Origin of the sequence: Meridianimarinicoccus zhengii (assembly GCF_003254465.1) — a bacterium.
Taxonomy (GTDB): domain Bacteria; phylum Pseudomonadota; class Alphaproteobacteria; order Rhodobacterales; family Rhodobacteraceae; genus Meridianimarinicoccus; species Meridianimarinicoccus zhengii.
The window spans coordinates 84,419-105,760 of the sequence record NZ_QDFI01000002.1 but is presented as its reverse complement, the minus strand read 5'-3'; the positions used below and the strand labels follow the sequence as shown (position 1 = coordinate 105,760).

22 protein-coding genes are annotated in these 21,342 nt (G+C 68.4%); 8 read left to right on the top strand and 14 right to left on the bottom strand.

The window, feature by feature from the left end:
- Positions 1-33: 33 nt before the first annotated feature.
- Complete coding sequence (locus DDE13_RS01250; protein WP_111400930.1) at positions 34-519, bottom strand: peroxiredoxin; 486 nt, start codon at positions 517-519, stop codon at positions 34-36.
- 101 nt (positions 520-620) lie between these two features.
- Between DDE13_RS01250 and rsmD the strand changes: the two genes are divergently transcribed.
- Complete coding sequence (gene rsmD, locus DDE13_RS01245; protein ID WP_111400929.1) at positions 621-1,193, top strand: 16S rRNA (guanine(966)-N(2))-methyltransferase RsmD; 573 nt, start codon at positions 621-623, stop codon at positions 1,191-1,193.
- Between the two features lie 38 nt (positions 1,194-1,231).
- Here rsmD and DDE13_RS01240 read toward each other — a convergent pair whose 3' ends face one another.
- From DDE13_RS01240 to sfsA, 3 genes are all read right to left on the bottom strand, one after another.
- Entirely contained in the window at positions 1,232-2,281 is a 1,050-nt protein-coding gene (locus DDE13_RS01240) for a TRAP transporter substrate-binding protein (protein WP_111400928.1), read from the bottom strand.
- A 44-nt stretch (positions 2,282-2,325) separates the two neighbouring features.
- Positions 2,326-3,165 carry a type I methionyl aminopeptidase gene (gene map, locus DDE13_RS01235; protein WP_111400927.1) on the bottom strand — a complete coding sequence of 280 codons (840 nt, stop codon included), beginning with the start codon at positions 3,163-3,165 and terminating at the stop codon, positions 2,326-2,328.
- Positions 3,166-3,233: 68 nt separating this feature from the next.
- Complete coding sequence (gene sfsA, locus DDE13_RS01230; RefSeq protein WP_111400926.1) at positions 3,234-3,938, bottom strand: DNA/RNA nuclease SfsA; 705 nt, start codon at positions 3,936-3,938, stop codon at positions 3,234-3,236.
- Between the two features lie 46 nt (positions 3,939-3,984).
- On the opposite strand from sfsA, the gene DDE13_RS01225 reads away from it, so the two are divergent.
- From DDE13_RS01225 to DDE13_RS01215, 3 genes are read left to right on the top strand one after another with little or no spacing between them, the layout of a single operon-like run.
- Positions 3,985-4,716, top strand: coding sequence for a competence/damage-inducible protein A (locus DDE13_RS01225; protein WP_111400925.1), 732 nt, complete (start codon positions 3,985-3,987; stop codon positions 4,714-4,716).
- Complete coding sequence (locus DDE13_RS01220; RefSeq protein WP_111400924.1) at positions 4,713-5,447, top strand: GNAT family N-acetyltransferase; 735 nt, start codon at positions 4,713-4,715, stop codon at positions 5,445-5,447. Before DDE13_RS01225 ends, DDE13_RS01220 begins: the two co-directional genes overlap by 4 nt.
- Entirely contained in the window at positions 5,437-6,402 is a 966-nt protein-coding gene (locus tag DDE13_RS01215) for an OmpA family protein (RefSeq protein ID WP_162630817.1), read from the top strand. Before DDE13_RS01220 ends, DDE13_RS01215 begins: the two co-directional genes overlap by 11 nt.
- Positions 6,403-6,447: 45 nt before the next feature.
- Here DDE13_RS01215 and DDE13_RS01210 read toward each other — a convergent pair whose 3' ends face one another.
- From DDE13_RS01210 to DDE13_RS01195, 4 genes are all read right to left on the bottom strand, one after another.
- Positions 6,448-8,466 (bottom strand): NADPH-dependent 2,4-dienoyl-CoA reductase, encoded by a 2,019-nt coding sequence (locus DDE13_RS01210; protein ID WP_111400922.1) that lies wholly within the window; start codon positions 8,464-8,466, stop codon positions 6,448-6,450.
- 76 nt (positions 8,467-8,542) lie between these two features.
- Entirely contained in the window at positions 8,543-9,217 is a 675-nt protein-coding gene (locus tag DDE13_RS01205; protein ID WP_162630816.1) for a hypothetical protein, read from the bottom strand.
- Positions 9,198-10,931: a dihydroxy-acid dehydratase gene (gene ilvD, locus DDE13_RS01200; RefSeq protein WP_111400920.1), complete on the bottom strand. Its 1,734-nt coding sequence runs from the start codon at positions 10,929-10,931 to the stop codon at positions 9,198-9,200. The genes DDE13_RS01205 and ilvD overlap by 20 nt, the downstream gene beginning before the upstream one ends.
- Before the next feature lie 125 nt (positions 10,932-11,056).
- Positions 11,057-11,728, bottom strand: a complete 672-nt coding sequence (locus DDE13_RS01195; RefSeq protein ID WP_111400919.1) for a VPLPA-CTERM sorting domain-containing protein — start codon at positions 11,726-11,728, stop codon at positions 11,057-11,059.
- A gap of 265 nt (positions 11,729-11,993) precedes the next feature.
- Here DDE13_RS01195 and DDE13_RS01190 point away from each other — a divergent pair, with 265 nt between their 5' ends.
- From DDE13_RS01190 to DDE13_RS01180, 3 genes are all read left to right on the top strand, one after another.
- Positions 11,994-12,845 carry a CPBP family intramembrane glutamic endopeptidase gene (locus tag DDE13_RS01190; protein WP_162630815.1) on the top strand — a complete coding sequence of 284 codons (852 nt, stop codon included), beginning with the start codon at positions 11,994-11,996 and terminating at the stop codon, positions 12,843-12,845.
- A 103-nt stretch (positions 12,846-12,948) separates the two neighbouring features.
- Entirely contained in the window at positions 12,949-13,914 is a 966-nt protein-coding gene (accD, locus tag DDE13_RS01185; RefSeq protein WP_111400917.1) for an acetyl-CoA carboxylase, carboxyltransferase subunit beta, read from the top strand.
- A complete protein-coding gene (locus DDE13_RS01180) occupies positions 13,911-15,182 on the top strand; it encodes a bifunctional folylpolyglutamate synthase/dihydrofolate synthase (RefSeq protein ID WP_111400916.1) in 1,272 nt (423 codons plus the stop codon). The genes accD and DDE13_RS01180 overlap by 4 nt, the downstream gene beginning before the upstream one ends.
- Before the next feature lie 27 nt (positions 15,183-15,209).
- Here the strand turns inward: DDE13_RS01180 and DDE13_RS01175 are convergent, their stop codons facing one another.
- From DDE13_RS01175 to DDE13_RS01155, 5 genes are read right to left on the bottom strand one after another with little or no spacing between them, the layout of a single operon-like run.
- Positions 15,210-16,148, bottom strand: a complete 939-nt coding sequence (locus DDE13_RS01175; protein WP_111400915.1) for a lysophospholipid acyltransferase family protein — start codon at positions 16,146-16,148, stop codon at positions 15,210-15,212.
- A gap of 33 nt (positions 16,149-16,181) precedes the next feature.
- On the bottom strand, positions 16,182-16,460 hold the full coding sequence (locus tag DDE13_RS01170; protein WP_111400914.1) for an HPr family phosphocarrier protein: 279 nt from the start codon (positions 16,458-16,460) through the stop codon (positions 16,182-16,184).
- A gap of 9 nt (positions 16,461-16,469) precedes the next feature.
- Positions 16,470-16,862 carry a PTS sugar transporter subunit IIA gene (locus tag DDE13_RS01165; protein WP_111400913.1) on the bottom strand — a complete coding sequence of 131 codons (393 nt, stop codon included), beginning with the start codon at positions 16,860-16,862 and terminating at the stop codon, positions 16,470-16,472.
- Positions 16,859-17,860, bottom strand: coding sequence for an RNase adapter RapZ (gene rapZ / locus DDE13_RS01160; RefSeq protein ID WP_111400912.1), 1,002 nt, complete (start codon positions 17,858-17,860; stop codon positions 16,859-16,861). The genes DDE13_RS01165 and rapZ overlap by 4 nt, the downstream gene beginning before the upstream one ends.
- Positions 17,850-18,239 (bottom strand): HPr kinase/phosphorylase, encoded by a 390-nt coding sequence (locus DDE13_RS01155; RefSeq protein ID WP_235868532.1) that lies wholly within the window; start codon positions 18,237-18,239, stop codon positions 17,850-17,852. Before DDE13_RS01155 ends, rapZ begins: the two co-directional genes overlap by 11 nt.
- A 483-nt stretch (positions 18,240-18,722) precedes the next feature.
- On the opposite strand from DDE13_RS01155, the gene DDE13_RS01150 reads away from it, so the two are divergent.
- Entirely contained in the window at positions 18,723-20,321 is a 1,599-nt protein-coding gene (locus tag DDE13_RS01150) for a phosphoenolpyruvate carboxykinase (protein WP_111400910.1), read from the top strand.
- Between the two features lie 146 nt (positions 20,322-20,467).
- On the opposite strand, the gene DDE13_RS01145 is transcribed toward DDE13_RS01150, so the two are convergent.
- Entirely contained in the window at positions 20,468-21,247 is a 780-nt protein-coding gene (locus DDE13_RS01145) for a sulfite exporter TauE/SafE family protein (protein WP_235868531.1), read from the bottom strand.
- Between the last annotated feature and the right edge of the window lie 95 nt (positions 21,248-21,342).

The window sequence follows — 21,342 nt, the reverse complement described above, 5'->3', positions numbered from 1 at the left end:
GCGGGCGGGGGCGCAACGCCCCCGCGCCCCTGTTCAGATGGCGTCGAGCATCGCCTCGCCACCGGACGTTTCGCACACACCCGGGTTCTCCTCGAGGTGCAGCACCTTCACGACCCCGTCCTCGGCCATCAGGGCAAAGCGCTTGCACCGGCCATGAAGACCCACCGGCGGAGCGTCGAAATCAAGGCCCATGGCCCGCGTCAGCCCGCCATCGGAATCTGCGAGCATCCGGATGCCCGCATCGCCCGCGCCGGTGGATTTCGACCACGCCGCCATCACGAACGGATCGTTGACCGAGATGCAGACGATTTCGTCCACGCCCTTGGCAGCGAATTGGTCCTTCGTCCGGATGAAGCTCGGCACGTGGGCCGCATCGCAGGTGCGGGTGAAGGCACCCGGCAAGCCGAAGATCACGACACGGCGCCCCTTCACGAGCGACGCGAGAGAGACCGAACCCGGTTCGCCGTCGAAGACCAGCAGGTCCGCATCGGGCAGCGTGTCGCCGACTGCTATCGTCATGGTCTGTATCCTTCCCTGTTTACCCGTGTTGCGCCGGGTTATAGAGCGCCCCAGCGCCCGCCGCCAGAACCCGCGTGCCAGATGCAGGGACTTTCGACATCATGAGGATAATCGCCGGAACACGGAAAGGTCTGCAGCTTGCGGCACTGGGCAAGGGCGATCCTGCCGCGCATCTGCGTCCCACCCCGGACCGCGTCCGCGAAAGCCTGTTCAGCGCCCTTGCGTCGCGCCCGGACGACCCGGTGACCGGGGCGCATGTGCTCGATCTTTTCGCCGGGACCGGCGCGCTGGGGCTCGAAGCCCTGTCCCGCGGCGCCGCGCACGCGACATTCGTGGAAAACGGCCGCGCCGCGCTTCGGCTACTGACGGACAACATCGCGCGCGCCGATGCGACGGCCGCGGCACGGATCGTCACCCGCGATGCGGCGCGGCTGCCCCCTTGCGGCGGCCCGCCGGCCTCGCTGGTCTTCCTCGATCCGCCGTACGGGAAGAACCTCGGCGCGCGCGCACTGGCAGCAGCCCGCGCGGGCGGGTGGATTGCGCCGGGGGCACTGGTCGTGTGGGAAGAAGCGTCGCCCCAGGATGCACCTGCGGGCTTCGCACCTGACAGCCTTCGCCGCTACGGCACAACCCATGTCACGCTGCTCACCGCCGCCGCGGATCCAGAATTATAGATAAAATTCTGGTGCCGCCGTCGCACGGAACGTCGCGGTCAGTTCGACGCGGCCGCGCCGTACCGGTCCATCAGCGCACGCGCATCCTCCACCAGCCCGGCACCGTCCAACCCTTTCGCGGTGACCTCCGCGATCCATTCGTCCGTCACGTCCTCGCCGAGGGCACGGATGCGCGCCGTTTCTTCCGGGCTGATCTCGGCGATTTCGTTGCCGGCCGCAGCCATCACGGCGCGGCCTTCCGCATCGCCCGTATCATGGGCACGGCCCGCCCAGGCCGATGCGAACATCCCGGAATTCGCGTCGATCACCGCCTTCAGATCGTCGGGCAGGTTCGCGTAGCTGTCCTTGTTCATCGCCCAGATGAAATAGAGGTTGTAGAGCGCCGTATCGCCCGCCACGTCGGTATGGCTATCGGTCAGTTCGTCCAGCTTCAGCGACGGGGACATTTCCCACGTGATGACACCGCCATCGACGACGCCCTTCGACAGCGCCTCGGGGAAGGCGGGTACGGCCATGCCCACGGGCTGCGCGCCCAGCTTGCGCAGCAGCAGCGTCGCCGGGCGCGACGGGCCGCGCAGCTTCAGGCCCTGCAGATCCTCGACCGATTGCACCGCCGGGCCCTTCTTATGGATCAGCCCCGGCCCGTGCATGTGCGCCGCGATCAGGTGCACATCCGCGAAATCGTCCATCAGGTGTTTCTGCGTGAAGTCCCACGCGGCACGGCTCGCGGCTTCACCCAGTTTCGGCGTCATGAACGGCAGTTCCAGCGCCTCCGCTTCGGGGAAGCGACCGGGCTGGTAGCCGGGAATCACCCAGCCGCCATCGATCACGCCGTCGCGGATCATGTCGTACTGTGCCGTGGCGGCGCCGCCCAGTTGCATGAACGGGTAGATCTCCACCTTGATCCGCCCGTTCGATTCCGCTTCGACCTTTTCGGCCCAGGGTTCGATGAAATGCTTCGGGTTGGCCGAATTCGGCGACACGAAATGCTGGAACCGCAAGGTCACCTCGGGGGCCTGCGCACAGGCGGCGGAGGCCAGGACACCCGCAGCCGTGGCGCATGCGGCGAATAGGCGGATCAGGGACATCGGACAACTCCTCTGGAGAGGCACCGCATGGGCGCCGCGCAGGGTCAGACCTGCGGATGGGTCGGCTGGAACAGACCGGCGGGAGACAGGGTGAAGATATCGGCCCCGTTGGCCGTGATCCCGATCGAATGTTCGAACTGCGCCGAAAGCGACTTGTCGCGGGTCACCGCGGTCCAGTCGTCGGCCAGAACCTTGGTTTCCGGGCGGCCCAGGTTCACCATCGGCTCGATGGTGAAGAACATGCCTTCTTCCAGCACCGGGCCGGTACCCGGGCGCCCGTAATGCAGCACGTTGGGCGGCGCATGGAACACCCGCCCCAGCCCATGCCCGCAGAAATCACGCACCACGGACATGCGATGCCCTTCCACGAAGGTCTGGATGGCATGGCCGATATCACCGAACGTGTTCCCGGGGCGCGCCGCCTCGATCCCGCGCATCAGCGCGTCATGGGTCACGGCGATCAGCCGCTCGGCCTTGCGTGGCAGCTTGCCCGCCGCATACATCCGGCTCGTGTCGCCGAACCAGCCATCCACGATCACCGTGACGTCGATGTTCAGGATGTCGCCATCCTTCAGCTTCTTGGCGGCGTCGGGGATGCCGTGGCACACCACGTGGTTGACCGAGATGCAGGAGGCGTGGCGATAGCCGCGATAGCCGATCGTCGCCGATGTCGCACCCGCGGCCGTCACCGCGTCCTCGATCGCGCGGTCGATTTCCGCGGTGCTCACACCCGGCACGACAAGGGGCGCGATCCCGTCGAGGATCTCCGCCGCGAGCCGTCCGGCCCGGTGCATGCCCGCGAAATCCGCGGGCTCGTATATCCTGATGCCGTCCTTGGTCAGGCGGCCGCCACTGCGATCATCCAATGATCTCTCCCGATTCATGGGAGTGGATGTAAGCCAGTGCGCCACGGAATGCCAGACTGTGCCCCTGCCGACCCGTTGTCGCAGCGTCAGGCAACCGCGAGCGGCCCGGACAGCGCCACGCCACCGGTATCGATCCGCGTGCCGTGACACAGCATGTCCACCCCTGCCGCGCGGGCCGCGGCGAAACCCGCCGCATAGGCGGGGTCAAGGTCGGCGGCCATGCGCAGCCGCGCGCAATCGGTTCGTTGCACCACGTAGAGCATAACGGCGCGGTGCCCCGTGGCGACCACGCCCGCGAGATCGCGCAGGTGCTTCGCCCCGCGCGCGGTCACGCAATCGGGAAACTCGGCCCAGTCGCCCTTTCGCCGCAGATGGACGTTTTTCACCTCTACATAGCAATCCGGCAGGCCCGGCTCGGTCAGCAGAAAATCCACCCGGCTGCGCGTGGCATATCTGACCTCGGGCCGCGCTGTGCCATAGGCGGCGAGCGCCGGGATCGCGCGCGCGGCCAACGCCTCCGCCACGATCCGGTTTGGCACGCCTGTGTCGATCCCCGCCATGTGCCCGCCCGGCAATTCGACCAGCCGCCAGCCGAACCGCAGCTTGCGCTTCGGATCGTCGTTCGGTTCCAGCCAGATGCGCGACCCCGGCGCGTTCAGGCCCAGCATCGCGCCCGGGTTGGGGCAATGGGCGGTCACATGTCGCCCGTCCGCCTCCAGCACCGCATCGGCAAGGAACCTCTTGTAGCGGCGGACGAGCCGCGCCGGCACGAGCGGGGTTTCAAAGCGCATGATCGCAGGTCTATACCCCGGACGACGCCGCAACAAGGAGCCGCCGATGAACGACAGCGCCCCGAAAGCCGCCATGCTGGTCATCGGCGACGAGATCCTGTCCGGTCGTACCCGTGACAGCAACATGCACCATCTCGCCCGCGTGCTGACCGACCATGGCGTGCCTCTGGCCGAGGCGCGGGTGGTGGGCGACGACCGCGACACGATCATCGCCGCGGTCCGCGACCTGGCCGGGCGCCATGACCACCTGTTCACCTCGGGCGGGATCGGGCCGACCCATGACGACATCACCGCCGAGGCCGTGGCCGCAGCCTTCGACACGCCGATCACCGTGCGCGACGATGCGCGTGCGATCCTCGCCGCCCATTACGCCGAACGGGGCACTGAACTGAACGACGCCCGGCTGCGCATGGCGCGCATCCCCGATGGCGCGACCCTGATCGACAACCCGATCAGCGCGGCACCGGGGTTCAGCCTGCACAACTGCCACGTGATGGCCGGGGTGCCCGCGATCTTCGAGGCGATGGTCGCCTCGGTCCTGCCCGGCATCACCGGGGGCGCGCCGCTCCTGAGCCGCTCGGTCACGCTGGCGCAGGGCGAAGGCGACATCGCCGAGGCGCTCGGCGCGCTGGCGGACGAGATGCCGGATGTCGGCTTCGGCTCATACCCCTATTTGCGCGATGGCCGCCACGGGGTGAACGTGGTCGCCCGCTGCCACGATCCCGCGCGGCTCGATGCCGCGATGGCGCGTCTCGCCGCGCTGTTCGCCACGCCATGATCCTGCCCGCGGGCAGGCTCGATGCGGTGCTGGCCGCCACCTGGCCCGCGGCGCAAACCTGCGCCTGCGGACCCTTCACCCTGCGCCGCAGTCCCGGCGGCGGGTCGCGGGTCAGCGCCGCAACGCTGGACGCGGACACGGTGCCCGACGCGGCGCAGATCGACGCGGCGGTTGCGGCCATGACGGGCTGGGGACAGGTTCCGCGCTTTCGCATCCGTGACGGACAGGCGCGGTTCGACACGCTTCTGGCAGCGCGCGGGTTCACCCGCCATGATCCCACGCTTTTCCAGGCGGCGTCGCTGACGGCACTGCCGGGTCCGCCACCGCGTCTGTCCGCCTTCGCGATTTGGCCCCCCCTTGCGATCGCGGACGAGATCTGGCGCGGCGGCGGGATCGGGCCCGACCGGCGCGCGGTAATGGATCGCGTGACCGGTCCGAAGACCGCGATCCTCGGGCGGGTCGGGGACAAGCCCGGCGGGACGGCCTTCGTCGCCGCCCATGACGGCGTGGCGATGATGCACGCGCTGGAAATCCGCCCGCAGGCGCGGCGCAAGGGGCTCGCCCGCCAGATGGTGGCCGCCGCCGCCGCCTGGGCGCGGGATCGTGGCTGCACCGATCTGGCGGTGGCCGTGACGCAGGCGAACGCCCCCGCGCGGGCGCTCTATGCCGGGCTTGGGCTGGTGGAGCAGGGGCGATACCACTACCGCGCCGGGGTGGCGGATGCGGGCTGATCGACGCGCCGTCCTTGCCGCACTCGTGCTGGGCATTGGCCCGGCGCTGGCCGACCCGGTGCTGCCCGCGCTGGAAGCCGCGCTGCCGGCAGGCGCGCAGGAAACCGTCCGCGTCACCGATCCGCCCGGCCCACATGCCATTGCCATCGGCCCCGCCGGTCCCATGGCACCACCGCCCGAACGGGTCCAGACCGGCACACGCCTGCGCATCGCGTGGGCATGGGCTGCGGGCAACGCGGACACCATCGAGTCCGGTCTGACCGATGCGCTCGATACCTCAGGGTTCACGCCGCTTTACACCTGCCGGACGCAGACCTGCGGCGGGTTCGATTTCCGGCTTGCGCTCCCGGTCCTGCCGCTGCCCGACATGGCGGTGGATCTGGGCGATTTCCGCTACATGGCAGCGGCGCGCGAAGACCCGCCCGCGCTGGCCGCGCTGCTGCTGAGCGCGGGTCCCGCCACGACCCATGCGCAACTTACGCTGGTCACACCGGCGCCCGAGGCAGGTGAGGCACCTCAACCGTCCATCGCATCCCCACCGCAGGACCAGCCGACCGAGCAGAACCAGCCGGCGGAAGGCGGGCTGGCAACACGTCTCGAAACGGTGGGTCGAGCGGTTCTGGAGGGACTGGACTTCGCGCCCGGCGGCACGGCGCTGACACAGGGCGATGCCGGCAGGCTTTCGGCGCTCGTGGCGTGGCTCGCGGCGGACCCGGCGCGGCGCGTGGCGCTGGTCGGCCATACTGACTGGACCGGCAGTCCGGATGCAAACATGGCGCTGTCACGCGCGCGCGCCGCGGCCGTCGCTGCGGCGCTGGAGGACATGGGCGCGACCCCCGCGCAGATCACCGTGGCCGGTGTCGGCCCGTTCGCGCCGCGCAGCGCGAATAGCGACCCTGACGGGCTCTCCGCGAACCGGCGGGTCGAGGTCGTCCGCCTGCCCGACGCCCGGTGACGCCAGAATTTTAGATAAAATTCTGGGGCCCGGCGCGCGGGGCGGTCACAGGCGCGCGCCAAGCCGCATGCCCGCATCGATGGCGCGCTTCGCGTCCAGTTCAGCAGCCAGTTCGGCACCGCCGATCACATGCATTTCGCGCCCGGTCCCCGCCAGCCGCGCGGCCAGACCTGCCTCGGGCTCCTGCCCCGCGCACAGGATGACCGTATCCGCCGGGATCACCGATTCCTGCCCATCACGGACGATGGCGAGACCCTCATCAGTGATGGCGCCGTATTGCACGCCCGACAGCATCCGAACGCCCTTGGCCTTCAGATGCGCGCGGTGAATCCAGCCGGTCGTCTTTCCGAGTCTTTTTCCGGGTTTCTCCGCCTTGCGCTGCAGAAGCGTCACGGCGCGGGCGGGCGGAGCGGGCGCCGGCCCCGTCAGGGCCAGCCCGCCACGGGAGGTCGCGGGATCCGCAACGCCCCATTCCGCTTTCCACGCCGCCGCGTCCTCCGCGACCCGCGCCCCGTCATCCACAAGGAATGTCGCGACATCGAAACCGATGCCCCCGGCACCGACCACAGCGACGCGCGGCCCCGCCACCACGCGGCCCGACAGCACATCCGCATAGCCGACTACCTGCGTCGCCCCCGCCACGGGGATGCCGGGATCGCGCGGGCGCACACCGGTCGCGATCACCACAGCGTCGAAACCGGCCAGATCCTCCGGTTCTGCTGCATGCCCGAGCCGCAAGGTCACACCGCTGGCCGCGATCTGCCCGGCGAACCAGTCCACGAGGCCGTGGAACTCCTCCTTGCCCGGCACCTGACGGGCGAGGTTGAGCTGCCCGCCCACCCTGCTGTCCCGTTCGAACAGGGTCACGTCATGGCCGCGCTCCGCCGCCGTGATGGCGGCGGCCATGCCCGCCGCCCCGGCACCGACCACGGCGATACGGCGCGGCACCGCGGTGGGCGCGATGGTGATCTCGGTTTCATGGCAGGCGCGCGGATTGACGAGGCAAGAGCTGACCTTGCCCGCGAAGGTGTGATCCAGGCAGGCCTGGTTGCAGGCGATGCAGGGCGCGATGTCCGCGGCCCGTCCCGCGGCAGCCTTGGCGACGAAGTGACTGTCGGCAAGGAACGGGCGCGCCATGGACACCATGTCGGCGCACCCGTCGGCCAGCACCTGTTCGGCCACCTCGGGCGTGTTGATCCGGTTCGACGCGATCAGCGGCACCCCCACCTGCCCCATCAGCTTTGCCGTGACGAAGGCGAAGGCCCGGCGCGGCACGCTCGTGGCGATGGTCGGCACGCGGGCTTCGTGCCAGCCGATGCCGGTGTTGATAAGGTCGGCACCCGCGGCTTCGACGGCGCGGGCCAGCTGCACGACCTCGTCCCAGCTCGATCCGTCGGGCACGAGGTCGATCATCGACAGCCGGTAGATCAGGATGAAATCCGGCCCAACGGCGGCGCGGACACGGCGCACGACCTCCACCGGCAGGCGCATGCGGTTTTCGTAAGACCCGCCCCAGCGGTCCGTCCGCCGGTTCGTGTGGGTCACGAGGAACTGATTGAGGAAATATCCCTCGGACCCCATCACCTCCACGCCGTCATACCCGGCCTCACGCGCGCGGGCCGCGGCAGCGGCAATATCGGCGATCTGCTTCTCGATCCCGGCCTCGTCCAACTCACGGGGCGCAAAGGGCGATATCGGCGACTTGACGGCCGAGGGCGCCACGCAATCGGGATTGTAGCCATACCGCCCGGCATGGAGGATCTGCATCGCGATCAGACCGCCCGCGTCATGCACCATGTCGGTGACCTGCCGGTGGTTGGCCACGTCCGCCGCGCCGAACATGCCCGCCGCGCCGCGCAGCACGGCGCCTTCGGGGTTGGGCGCGATGCCGCCCGTCACCATCAGCCCGACGCCGCCCCGTGCCCGTTCGGCGTAGAACGCCCCAAGCCTGCGCCAGTCACCGAGTTCTTCCAGTCCCGTGTGCATGGATCCCATCAGCACGCGGTTCGGAAGGGTCACGTGACCGATATCGAGCGGTGCGAGAAGATGCGGATACAGGGTCATCGCGGCGGCTCCCGTTGGCTGGACGACAGATGCCAAGCCGCAACCGCCCTGTCACGCCGAACGCCGCGTCACGGGATCAGGTGTCGTTGTCGGCCACGGTCTCGGGGTTTGCGGCGCGCAGGGCGGCAACGAAGCGGTCCAGCGTGCGGCGCATGTCTGCATCGTTCACAGGCAGGTCGTCATGCCCGGCCACGGACAGCGCCACCAGCCGGTCGCGCAGCGGGAAGATCGCGCGCCACGACCGGTCGCTGAGTTCCGCGGGCCGCGCGGCGCTGCTGTCCCGCAGCTTGAGGAACAGGATCGGATCGCGTGCCTCGATCTCCAGAAGCGTCACGCTGTCGGCGTTTCCGTCATGGGCCAGCGCGGCCTGCCCCGCGGTGGAGCGGAAGAACCGTTCCAGTTCCGCCACCGTGGGCACCAGCGGCGGGTCGCTGGGGGGCGAGACGAGCGCGGTCAGCACGGCGGGGCGGCCCGGCCCCTCGCCCGTGCCGCGCAGGGTGGCGCAGCTGCCCAGCATGACGAACGACCCTGCCGGACGCTCGGCCGAGCTGCCGGGATCGACGCAATAGCCCTCGGGTCCGACGACGGTCACGCCATTGCCGGACACACGCACCGCCTGCACAGGTGCCACGCCCAGGAACGCCAGCGATCCGGGCTGGGGCAGGCAGCCCGACAGCGCCAGCGCCAGCACAGCGACCCCCGCCCGACACACCGCCGGGCGGGCGCGCCGGTCAGATATCGGCGTAGACATGGGTTTCCGCCGCAGCGCCCGGATGGGTAACCGCACCCTTGTAGGTCGGCCCCACGAGCTGGGCGTATTTCCACAGGGCGCCCGACGCATAGTTCGTCGCGCGCGGCCCGGCCCAGTTGGCGCGGCGGTCGGCCAGTTCATCGTCGCTGAGATCCACCGACAGCGTGCCGGTGATCGCGTCGATGGTGATCATGTCGCCGTCGCGCATCAAGGCAATGGGCCCACCATGAGCGGATTCGGGTCCCACGTGGCCGACGCAGAAGCCCCGCGTCGCGCCGGAAAACCGCCCGTCGGTGATCAGCGCCACCTTCTTGCCCATCCCCTGACCGGACAGCGCCGCGGTGGTGGCCAGCATCTCGCGCATGCCGGGGCCGCCCGCCGGACCTTCGTTACGGATCACGATGACCTCGCCTTCTTCGTAGCCGCGCGCCTTGACGGCGGCAAAGGCGTCTTCCTCGCTCTCGAAGACGCGGGCGGGGCCGGTGAAGACCTGCTCGGCCTCGGACATGCCGGCGACCTTCACGATGGCGCCTTCGGGTGCGAGGTTGCCTTTGAGCCCCACGACGCCGCCGGTCTTCGTGATCGGCGTGTCCACAGGGTGGATCACGCGGCCATCCGCGTCGCGGTCGATCCGGTCAAGCTCCTCGCCGATGGCGCGGCCCGACGCGGTCATGCAATCCTCGTGGATCAGGCCCGCGCGGCGCAGTTCCTTCAGCACGACGGGCACACCGCCCGCCTCATAGAGGTCCTTGGCCACGAACTGCCCGCCGGGCTTCAGGTCCACGAAATAGGGCGTGTCGCGGAAAATCTCGCACACGTCGTCGAGGAAGAAATCGATCCCCGCCTCGTGGGCGATGGCGGGCAGGTGCAGGCCCGCGTTGGTGGACCCGCCGGTGCAGGCCACGATACGCGCGGCGTTTTCCAGCGACTTGCGGGTGACGATGTCGCGGGCGCGGATCTTGTGCTCCAGCAGGTTCATCACGGCGACGCCCGATGCCTCGCTGTACTGGTCACGGGATTCGTAAGGCGCCGGCGCTCCGGAGGAATTCATCAGCGCGAGCCCGATGGCTTCCGACACGCAGGCCATGGTGTTCGCGGTGAACTGCCCGCCGCAGGCCCCGGCCGAGGGGCAGGCGACGCGCTCCAGCACGGCAAGCTGTTCGTCGGAATAGTTGCCCGCCTGGTGCTGGCCCACGGCTTCGAACACGTCCTGCACGGTGACGTCCTTGCCGTCGAGCCGCCCCGGCAGGATCGAACCGCCATAGACGAACACCGACGGCACGTTCAGGCGCACCATGGCCATCATCATACCCGGCAGCGACTTGTCGCAGCCCGCCAGCCCCACGAGCGCGTCATAGCTGTGCCCGCGCATGGTCAACTCGACCGTGTCCGCGATGGCTTCGCGCGACGCCAGCGACGACCGCATGCCTTCGTGGCCCATGGCGATGCCGTCGGTCACGGTGATCGTGGTGAATTCACGCGGCGTGCCGGACGCGGTCTTCACGCCCATCTTGACCGCCTGTGCCTGCCGGTTCAGCGCGATGTTGCAGGGGGCGGCCTCGTTCCAACAGGTGGCGACACCGACGAAGGGCTGGTTAATCTCGTCCTCGCTCAGGCCCATCGCGTAGTAATAGGACCGGTGCGGCGCGCGCTGCGGGCCTTCGGTCACATGGCGGCTGGGAAGGGACGATTTGTCGAACGGGCGCTTGAGCATCGGGTCCTCCGGGCTGTGGTTGACCCGGAATAGGCAACCCGGGCCGCGCGCGCAAGCAGGCGGCGGAGACGGAAGCGGGCGGCCCCGAAGAACCGCCCGGCACCGTGTTGAGGGCTGGACTGGTGTCAGCCGCGCTTGCGGCGTTGCAGCATGGCCAGCGCCGCGATCCCGGCACCCATCAGCGGCAGGGCCGCCGGCACCGGAATGGCGGCAGGGCTGGTGCTGGCACGGAACTCCAGCCGGACACGTTCGCTGTCATTGGGGTCGAACTGGCCGAAGGCTTCGAACGTCCCGGCAATGGTGAGCGTATCCATCACGGCAAAGTCGGTGATCATGAAGTCGTTGAACCCAAGCAGACGACCCTGATTCGCAACGGCTTCGCCGTTTACTGTGAGACCGTTCACGCCGAAGGTGCCACTGGCGCGGGACCGGTTGCTGAGGGTCATCTGGATCACGTCCGGCGCATCGAGCGGCCCGCCCAGCGAATAGGTCAGCGGGGCGCCCGGCCCCTCCGCGTACTCGATGACCCCGGTCAGGGAGTCGAAGGTCCAGACGAAGGGCGACAGGACGCGCGCGCGCAGTGGCCACTCCACATTCGCCTCGGACCTGTTGCTGCCCACGCCAAGATCGTTCTGGCCGATAAACACTTCACCGCCGGTGCTGGGCCCCCGGAAGCGCAGGCCAACGGTTTCATCGCCGACGATTGCGGGGTTGTAACCCGCGGTGATGGAAGCCGCCGCCAAGGGGCTTCCTGCGATAAGGGAGATGGCGACGAGCGCGTGGCGCAGGGCTTTCATGGTCCAAACCTTTCCGAATACTTCCGTGATCGTGATCGAGCGGGCAGGCGTGCCTGCCACCCGGTGCGCCTGCAGCTAGAGAATTCATGTCACTTTTTCAGCGATTTAACGGAAGCAGGGTTAACAAGGATGTTTCCGTCGGCAGTTCGCCCTGGATCAGGGCCTTGCGGCGGGCGGTGGCCTGCACCAGTTTCCCGCCATGCCTGATCCTGCGCAGCCTGACCATCCTTCCCGGCCCGATCGCTCACAACGGCTCGCGCGCTACGTGGCACCCGCTCGCACACGCCCGGCCCTGTGGCGGCTGGTGCCGGGTCTGCTGATCGTCGTCGCGGCACAGGCGCTGGCCTTCGGCCTGCTGGTGGGCGGCATCTGGGCGCTCGCCGGGCCGGAGGCGGCGGGCACATGGCTCGCCAAGCTCGCCGTGGCGAGCACGCCCGCCACGATGCTGACGGTGCTGGCGCTGTTCGCGCCGCCGCTTCTGGGGGTGGTCGTGGCCGCGCGGCTGCTGCACCGGCGCGGCCTGCGCAGCCTGCTGGGACCGCGCGTGCTGCCCGACGCGGCGCGCGGCGCGGGCGTGACGCTGGCGGTCTTCGCGCCGCTGCTGGCGCTGGCTTGGGGGCTAGACGCGACACAACCCAACCTCCCCCTGGGTATCTGGGCTGCACTCCTGCCGCTGACGGTCCTTGGCGTGGCCGTGCAGACCCTGACCGAGGAAATCCTGTTCCGCGGCTATGTCCTGCAACAGCTGGCCGCGCGCTTCCGGTCGCCGCTCGTCTGGGCCGTGCTGCCTGCCGCGCTGTTCGGCCTTCTGCATCTCGACCCGTCGGGAATGGGGGCGGCGGCATGGCCCATGGCGGCGGTGGCGATGCTGTTCGGCCTTGTGGCGGCGGACCTGACCGCACGGTCCGGCGGGCTTGGGCTGGCCTGGGGGATGCACCTGGCCAACAATCTTGTCGGCCTATCCGTGATGGCGACGCAGGGCGGCCTGACCGGGCTTGCGCTGCGCGTCACCACGCAGTCCCGCGCGGATCTCGCCGAGGCGCCCTGGATGGTGCTGCCCGGCGCGCTGCCCTTCCTGATCGCGTGGCTGATCCTGCGCCGCGGTCTGCGCGCGTGATTGCATTCGGCGCGGTCGGGGCTTATCTGCGAGCGAAATGAACGGCGTCCGGTCCAACGGACGGCGCGCACAGACCCGTTGTCACCGTCGCAAGGCAGGCCCGATGAACTGGATTTCCAACTACGTCCGCCCGACGATCAATTCGCTGTTCTCCCGCCGCGAGGTGCCCGAGAACCTGTGGACCAAGTGCGACAGTTGCGGGACAATGCTGTTTCACCGGGAACTGGCCGACAGCCTGAACGTCTGCACCAATTGCGGCCATCACATGTACATCGCGCCGCGCGCCCGGTTCGACCGGCTTTTCGACAACGGCATCTATCGCGACGTGCCCGTGCCCGCGGCGCTGGCCGACCCGCTGCAGTTCCGCGATCAGAAACGCTATCCCGACCGGATGCGTGCCGCACAGCGCGCGACAGGCGAAGCCGAGGCGATGCTCGTGGCCGAGGGGGAGATGGGCCGCACCCCCGTCGTGGCCGCGGCACAGGATTTCGCCTTCATGGCCGGGTCGATGGGCATGCATGTGGGTAACGCGCTGGTCGCCGGGGCCGAACGCGCGCTGGACCGGCGGTCGCCGCTCATCGTCTTCACCGCGGCCGGCGGCGCGCGGATGCAGGAGGGCATCCTGTCCCTGATGCAGATGCCGCGGTCCACCGTCGCAGTCCAGATGCTGCGCGAGGCGGGGCTGCCCTACATCGTCGTGCTGACCCACCCCACCACGGGCGGCGTGACGGCAAGCTACGCCATGCTGGGCGATATCCAGATCGCCGAGCCGGGCGCGCTGATCTGCTTTGCCGGGCCGCGAGTGATCGAACAGACCATCCGCGAAAAGCTGCCCGAGGGCTTCCAGAGCGCGGAATACCTGCTCGAACACGGGATGCTGGACCGCGTGACCGCGCGCAAGGACATGCGCGACGAGCTGATCGTGATCACCCGGATGCTCATGGGCCTGCCGCCCGCGATCAAGGGCGAGCTGCCGCCGCCCGGCCCCGCACCCAAGCCCGAGGCCACGGCTGATGCCGCGCCGGGACAGGCGCCCGACGCAGGCGCCGGGACGGACGCCAAGGCGTGAGCGCACACCGGTCGGACATCCTGCTCGACAGGATGATGTCGCTGCATCCCAAGGTCATCGACCTTGTGCTGGATCGCGTCTGGCGGCTGCTGGATCGTGTCGGTCATCCCGAACGCAGCCTGCCGCCGGTGATCCACGTCGCGGGCACGAACGGCAAGGGATCGACGGTGGCGATGCTGCGCGCGGGGCTGGAAGCGGCGGGAGTCACCTGTCACGCCTATACCTCGCCGCATCTCGTGCGGTTCCACGAACGCATCCGGCTGGCGGGGCGGCTGATCGACGAAGACGCGCTGACGGCCCTGCTGGACGAATGCCTTGCAGCGAACGGGCCCGACCCGATCACCTATTTCGAGATCACGACCGTGGCGGCCTTGCTGGCCTTTGCCCGCACCCCGGCGGACTGGACGCTGCTGGAGGTCGGTCTGGGCGGGCGGCTCGACGCCACGAACGTGGTGGACAGGCCCGCCGCCTGCGTCATCACGCCGGTGTCGATGGACCACGAGACATTCCTGGGCGACACGCTCGAGAAGATCGCCTTTGAAAAGGCGGGCATCCTGAAACGCGGAGTCACATGTGTCGTGGGGCGGCAGCAGGATGCAGGGCTGGAGGTGATCGAACGGCAGGCCGCGCGCGTCGGCGCGCCGCTGCTGATCCACGGTCAGCACTGGCACGTGATCACGGAACGTGGGCGGCTGGTCTACCAGGACGAAACCGGCCTGCGCGACCTGCCGCTGCCGGTGCTGCCCGGTGCGCACCAGGTGGACAACGCCGGGATGGCGCTGGCGGTGCTGCGCCATCTCGGCCAGCCCGACGCCGCGCTGGACGGCGCCATGACCCGCGCCGAATGGCCCGCCCGCATGCAGCGGCTGCGCGACCACCCGCTGGCCCGTGCGCACCCGGAGGCCGAGCTGTGGCTCGATGGCGGGCACAATCCCGATGCGGGCCGAGCGCTCGCCGCTGTCCTGAACGGTCTGCCGCCGCGCGACACTGTGCTTGTCTGCGGCATGCAGAACACCAAGGACGTGGCGGGTTACATGGGGCATCTGGCGGGCGCGGCCCGGCGGCTGGTGGCCGTGGCTATCCCCGGCGCCGCCGCCACCCTGCCCGCCGACGCGACCGCCGCTGCCGCGGCACAGGCGGGTCTGGACAGCGCGACGGCGCCAGATATCGACACCGCGCTGCGCATGGCATTGGCCGGCGCGCCGGGCGCACGGGTGCTGATCTGCGGCTCGCTCTATCTTGCGGGGGCGGTGCTGGCGCAGGCGTGAGCGCCGCGCGCCCGGCCCCCCCTGTCGTCAGGTATCGCGCAATGCCAGCGTCCGCGCCCGGAGCCACCGCACGAAACCGCGCGGGTCCGACCCCCAGTCGCGCATCTCCTCGGGCGGGATCGGCGTCCCCACGACGGGGTTCTGCGGGCGGTTCAGCGCATGCACGACCTCGTGCAGCAAAAGCCCCTGCCGGAGCGTCGCCGACACCTGGTTCGCCATCTGGTAAAGACGACTGTTCTGACCCGGAAAGAACACCGGCAGCACGGTCGCATGGCTGCGCTGGATCATCTTCGCGGTGAACGGGTTCCAGTCGGCTTCCACCGCGGGGCCGAACATGCTGCGCGAACTGGCCACGACACCGGACGGGAACAGAACGATCGCCCCACCCTGCGCCAGATGCTCCATCGCGCGGCGGCGCATTTCCAGGTTCTGCTGAAGCGCGTCATGTTCGTGCGGGAAGGGCACGGGGATCATGAAGCGCCGGACCTCTTCCACGCTGGCCAGCAGCGAGCGCGTAAGGATCTTGTAATCCTCGCGCACCCGTCCGATCAGTTCCGCCAGCACCATCCCGTCCACCAGCCCGTGCGGATGGTTCGCCACCACCACGAGCGGCCCCTCGCGCGGAATGCGCGCGACCTGCGCATCCGGGGTCATCAGGGTGATGCCCATTGTCGTTAGCGCCTTGGCCCAGAACGCCTGACCCTCGGGCACGCCCGCGCGTTCGAATTTCCGGATCAGTCGCAGCAGCGTCAGCTTGCCGGTCAGCCATTCCATCGTCTTGATCGTGGCCGCCTGCGTGCTGTTGTCGAATGTCGTGGCATAGGAGAGCCGCCGCTTGTCGTAGGGCACGTAATCCGGCGGCGGCGCCGCGTTTTCCGCGCGTGCGACGGTGCGCGGCCCCGGCGATAGTGGATCGCCGCGATCCGGACGGATCAGCCTGTCGGGTTGCGTGAAACTGTCAACCATCCCGCCCACCCTTTTCCACGGAGGCACACCCGGTCAAGTGTCTTCCCCGAACCGCTCGGCAACGAGCCGTTCCAGCGCCGCGGCCAGCGCCGCCGCTTCGGGGCCGGTCACGCGCATCTCGATGGTCGAACCGCGGGCGGCCCCGAGCATGAGCAGCCCCATGATGCTGTCGCCGGATGCCGACATGCCGTCACGGCTGATATCGGCTTGCGCGTTGAAGCCTTCGACCACCTCGACCAGCCGGGCCGAGGCACGGGCATGAAGCCCCTTTTCATTGACGATCCTGAGTGTCTTGACGATCGGGTCGGGCATGATGCGATGTCAATTGCCGAAAGCATCGAAGCAATCAAGGTATTTTCGACCCGCCTTCAGTGCGCTGTCCACTGCGTCGGGCACGCTCAGGTGCCGCGATTTCACCAGCTTGATGAGCATCGGCAGGTTAGCGCCATACATGATCCGGCGATCCGGCTTGCCCAGCGCGGGCAGCGACAGGTTCGAGGGCGATCCCCCGAACATGTCGGTCACGATGATGACCCCGCCGCCGGTATCCACGGCCTCAGCCTGTTGTTCGATCTCGCGGCGCTTTCGGTCCCGGTCCTCCTGTGCGGCAATGGACACGGCGCGCATGTTGATCTGCGCGCCGAGAACATGCTCGACAGCGGCCAGGTATTCCCGCGCCAGACCGCCATGGGCCACGATCACGATACCGATCACCGGTCTGTCCCGTCCCCTTTTGGGCCATGGTCGCGGCCCGGTTTCGCCCCGTGTTGCGCGCCCTGTCGCGCCGTGGTCCGTTCCAGTTCGTGGTGCCGCAGCGACACGTTCCAGCCCGCCGATTCCAACGCGTCTGCAAGCGCCGCCGCCGTGGCGACGGACCGGTGCTGACCACCCGTGCAGCCGAACCCGACCGACAGGTAGGACTTGCCCTCCGCACTATAGGCCGGCAATAGAAAAGCGACGAGATCGTTAACTTTTTCGAAGAATGGGGCATATCTGCCGTCGCCCGCGACGAAGGCGGCAACCGACGGGTCGAGCCCGTTTCGACCCCGCAGCGCGGGATCCCAGTAGGGGTTCGACAGGAAGCGGCAATCGAACACCATGTCAAGCCCGCGCGGCATTCCCCGCTTGTAGCTGAACGAATGGATCATCACCGCCATCTGCTGCGCGCCCGCCGGATCGAACCAGCGCGCCAGTTCGGCCTTCAGGTCATGGGGCGTCAGGGTCGACGTGTCGATGAGCAGGTCCGCCCGCAGCCGCACGGGCGACAGCAGGTCGAGTTCCCGCTCGATCCCCTGCTGCGGGCTTTCGGCCGGGGCGAGCGGGTGGCGCCGCCGCGTTTCGGAATACCGCTGCAACAGGATGTCGGGCCGCGCGTCGAGATAGACAAGCTCCGGCATCCGGCCCGTCGCCGCCAGCCAGTCGAGCAGGTCGAGAAGCGCTGCGACGCTGAAATCGCGGTTGCGCACATCGAGTCCCAGCACAAGCGTGCCCGCCAGCGCGGGCCCTTCCATCAACCGCGGCACGAGGCTGAGCGGAATGTTGTCGATCGTCTCGCAACCGAGATCTTCCAGCGCGGCCAGTGCCGTGGATCGGCCTGCACCGGATGGGCCCGACACAAGCACGACGCGCCCGACGGATCCGCCGGTCCGCCCGGCATCGCCGCGCGGGTCATCGCTGCTGGCAGGGCGGTCGGCGACCGCGTCACTGTTCATGGGTCTCTCCCGAAGGCACGCCTGTTCCGAGGTATTGCAGAAGGGCGTAAGCGAAATGTGCATTTTCGGCACCGTGAAACAAGGCGACGTTCTGACCGAGGATGTCAGCAAACCGGGGCTCTGGAAGGCGGGCAGGCTCGTGCAGACCCATGTCGGCGACCGCCGCCAGCGGCACCGGCCCGCAGCGGTGCGCGGGCAGCAGCCCCACGCCGCGCGCTTCGATCAGTGCGGGCAAGCCCGGCGGGGCATCCGCCCATACCCGTGCGGGCTGCCCCGTCACCCAAAGCCGCGTGCGGTCATCTGCCACCAGTTGCGCGCCGAAAGCCATCAGTGTCAGCGCCAGCGCCGACTTTCCCGACCCCGATGGACCGACGATCATGAGGCCGCGACCGGCCACTGCCACGGTGGTGGCGTGGCGAATCTCGGATGGCGCATTGGGTCCGGTCGGGGGCGAGACAGCTGACATGGGATCGGGGTGATGAAACCTCTGGGGTTTGAAGGTAGCCTTTTGCGCCCGCAGCGCAACCCGCGCCGCACTGCCGCGACTCGATCCGGGGCCGTGCCGCCGCGCACCGAGGCGCGGACACGCGGATCGCCGCAACGGCACCGAACCCGGCGAACTGGTCATATGATTGCGCCAAACGGGGCCCCGGCGATTAATCCTGTCGGCATTTGGTTGCGCAAACATGGTGGAGATTGCGCTAACTGTTAGAAACCGCCCTGTTTTTCGGGGAAACTGGCATGGTATAGCGACAGGGTCACCCGCGCGGACGTGCGGACGGCCCGGACGGGTTGCGCCGCATCAATGCCCCGCGAAACAGGCAAGCAAGCGCCGCGCATGGCGTTTTCGGAGAGTTGGCACATGGAACATGGTCGAGTGAACCCCAAGCACACGCTGGAACATCAGGGCATGACGGGGCTCGGCGCGGTGTATTACAACCTTCTCGAACCCGATCTCGTGTCCGCGGCCATCCGGCGCGACGAGGGAACGCTTGGCCAGGGCGGAACGCTGCTGGTGACGACCGGAAAATACACGGGCCGGTCGCCCAAGGACAAGCATGTGGTCAAGACGCCGGACGTTGCCGACAGGATCTGGTGGGACAACAACGCCGAGATGTCGCCCGAAGGCTTCGACGCGCTCCATGCCGACATGCTGGCGCACATGCAGGGGCGCGATTTCTTCGTGCAGGACCTGTATGCTGGCGCGGACCCGGTGCTGCGGCTGGACGTGCGGGTGGTGACCGAACTGGCCTGGCATAACCTTTTCATCCGTCACCTGCTGCGCCGTCCCGCGCGCGCCGAGCTTGACGGATTCGTGCCGGAATTCACCATCGTCAACGTGCCGAGCTTCAAGGCCGACCCGGCGCGCCATGGCTGCAAGTCTGACACGGTGATCGCGCTCAACTTCGAAAAGAAGATGATCCTGATCGGCGGCACTGAATATGCGGGCGAGAACAAGAAATCCGTGTTCACGCTTCTGAACTACCTGCTGCCGGAAAAAGGCGTGATGCCGATGCACTGCTCGGCCAACCATGCGAACGGCAACCCGGTGGACACGGCGATCTTCTTCGGGCTGTCGGGGACCGGCAAGACCACGCTGTCCGCGGACCCGGCGCGCACGCTGATCGGCGACGACGAACACGGCTGGTCCGATCGCGGCACCTTCAACTTCGAAGGGGGCTGCTATGCCAAGACCATCAGCCTGTCGCCAAAGGCCGAGCCCGAGATCTTTGCCACGACGACAAAGTTCGGCACCGTCATCGAGAACATGGTGTTCGACCCGGAAACCAAGGATCTGGATTTCGAGGATGACAGCCTGACGCCGAACATGCGCTGCGCCTATCCGCTCGACTACATCTCGAACGCGTCTGACAGCGCGCTTGGGGGACATCCAAAGAACATCATCATGCTGACCTGCGACGCGTTCGGCGTGCTGCCACCGATCAGCCGCCTGACCCCCGCGCAGGCGATGTACCATTTCCTGTCCGGTTTCACGTCGCGGATGGCGGGCACCGAACGCGGCGTGACCGAACCCACGCCCGTGTTCTCGACCTGTTTCGGCGCGCCGTTCATGCCCATGCGCCCCGAGGTCTATGGCAACCTTCTGCGCGACAAGATCGCCAAACATGGCGCCACCTGCTGGTTGGTGAATACCGGCTGGACCGGCGGCGCGTTCGGCACCGGGTCGCGCATGCCTATCGCCGCCACTCGCGCACTGCTGACCGCTGCCCTTGACGGTTCGCTGTCGGAATCAACCTTCCGCAAGGATCCGAATTTCGGTTTCGACGTGCCGGTGACGGTCGAAGGCGTGGATGCGCGGCTGCTCGACCCCCGGTCCACCTGGGCGGACAAGAGCGCGTATGACGCGCAGGCCCGCAAGCTGGTGGACATGTTCGCCGAGAACTTCGCGCAGTATGTCGCCCATATCGACGAAGACGTGAAGGCCGTCGCCATTGGGTGAGGGCGCAGTATCGGGGCACCATCGGGTGCTGGCGCAGGGCTGGATCGCCGTCGGGTGAAGGGGTCCGGGCAATGGCGCAAGGCCTGCGCGCCTTTGCCCGATCCGCACCCCGGCAGCTTGCCGGTCGCCGCAGTCGCATGGGGCGGCTACAACACCAGGCCCATGTCGCCCAGCCCGCGGCGGATCAGGTTCAACGCCACGACCATCAGAACGACCAGCATGGCGCGGCGGAACCGGCGCTGGTCCAGCCGGTCCTGCACCTGCTGCCCGACCCACACGCCCAGCACCATCGGCACAACCATCGCCAGCGACAGCGGGATGGTCGCTTCGTTCAGCAGCCCGGAGCGCAGATGCGACAGCAGCAGAACGACCGCCCCGGCACCATAGACCACACCCTGCATGGCGATCGCCCGCGTCTTGGGTGCGTCGATCGCCGTCAGGTACAGGACCGTGGGCGGCCCCCAGACGCCCGACAGACCGCCCGACAGCCCCGCCAGACCGCCGATCCCGATATCGGCCATCCACCGCCGCGCCGCCGACACGCGCGGCGCCCATCCCAGAAGCTGAAGCACGGAAAACATGATGATCGGCACGCCCAGCACCAGGTACATCACCCCGGGCGGCAGCGACGTGACCGTCTGCGCGGACAGGGCGATGACCACCAGCAGCACGGCCAGGAACAGGCGAAACTCGCGCAGCACTGACAGGACCTGCGCCCATCCGCCACGCAGCCCCTGCCACAGATTGGCAAGCAACGTGGGGACGATGAGCGTCGCAAGCGCTTGCTCGGCCGGCATGAAACTGGCCAGCCCCGAGATCATGATCATGGGCATGGCAAAGCCGACAGCGCCCTTGACGAAACTCGCCACAAGCGTGACCGCAGTGGCGGCAAGAAGGGTCGCGGACCCGAGCGCAAGCAAGGACATAAGCATTTTCCAGTGGGCAGCCCGCGCTATATGCACCCGCTGACGCGGCAGTGCAAAAAGTCTGAGGGTCATAATCCATCAACTATTGCGCCAGT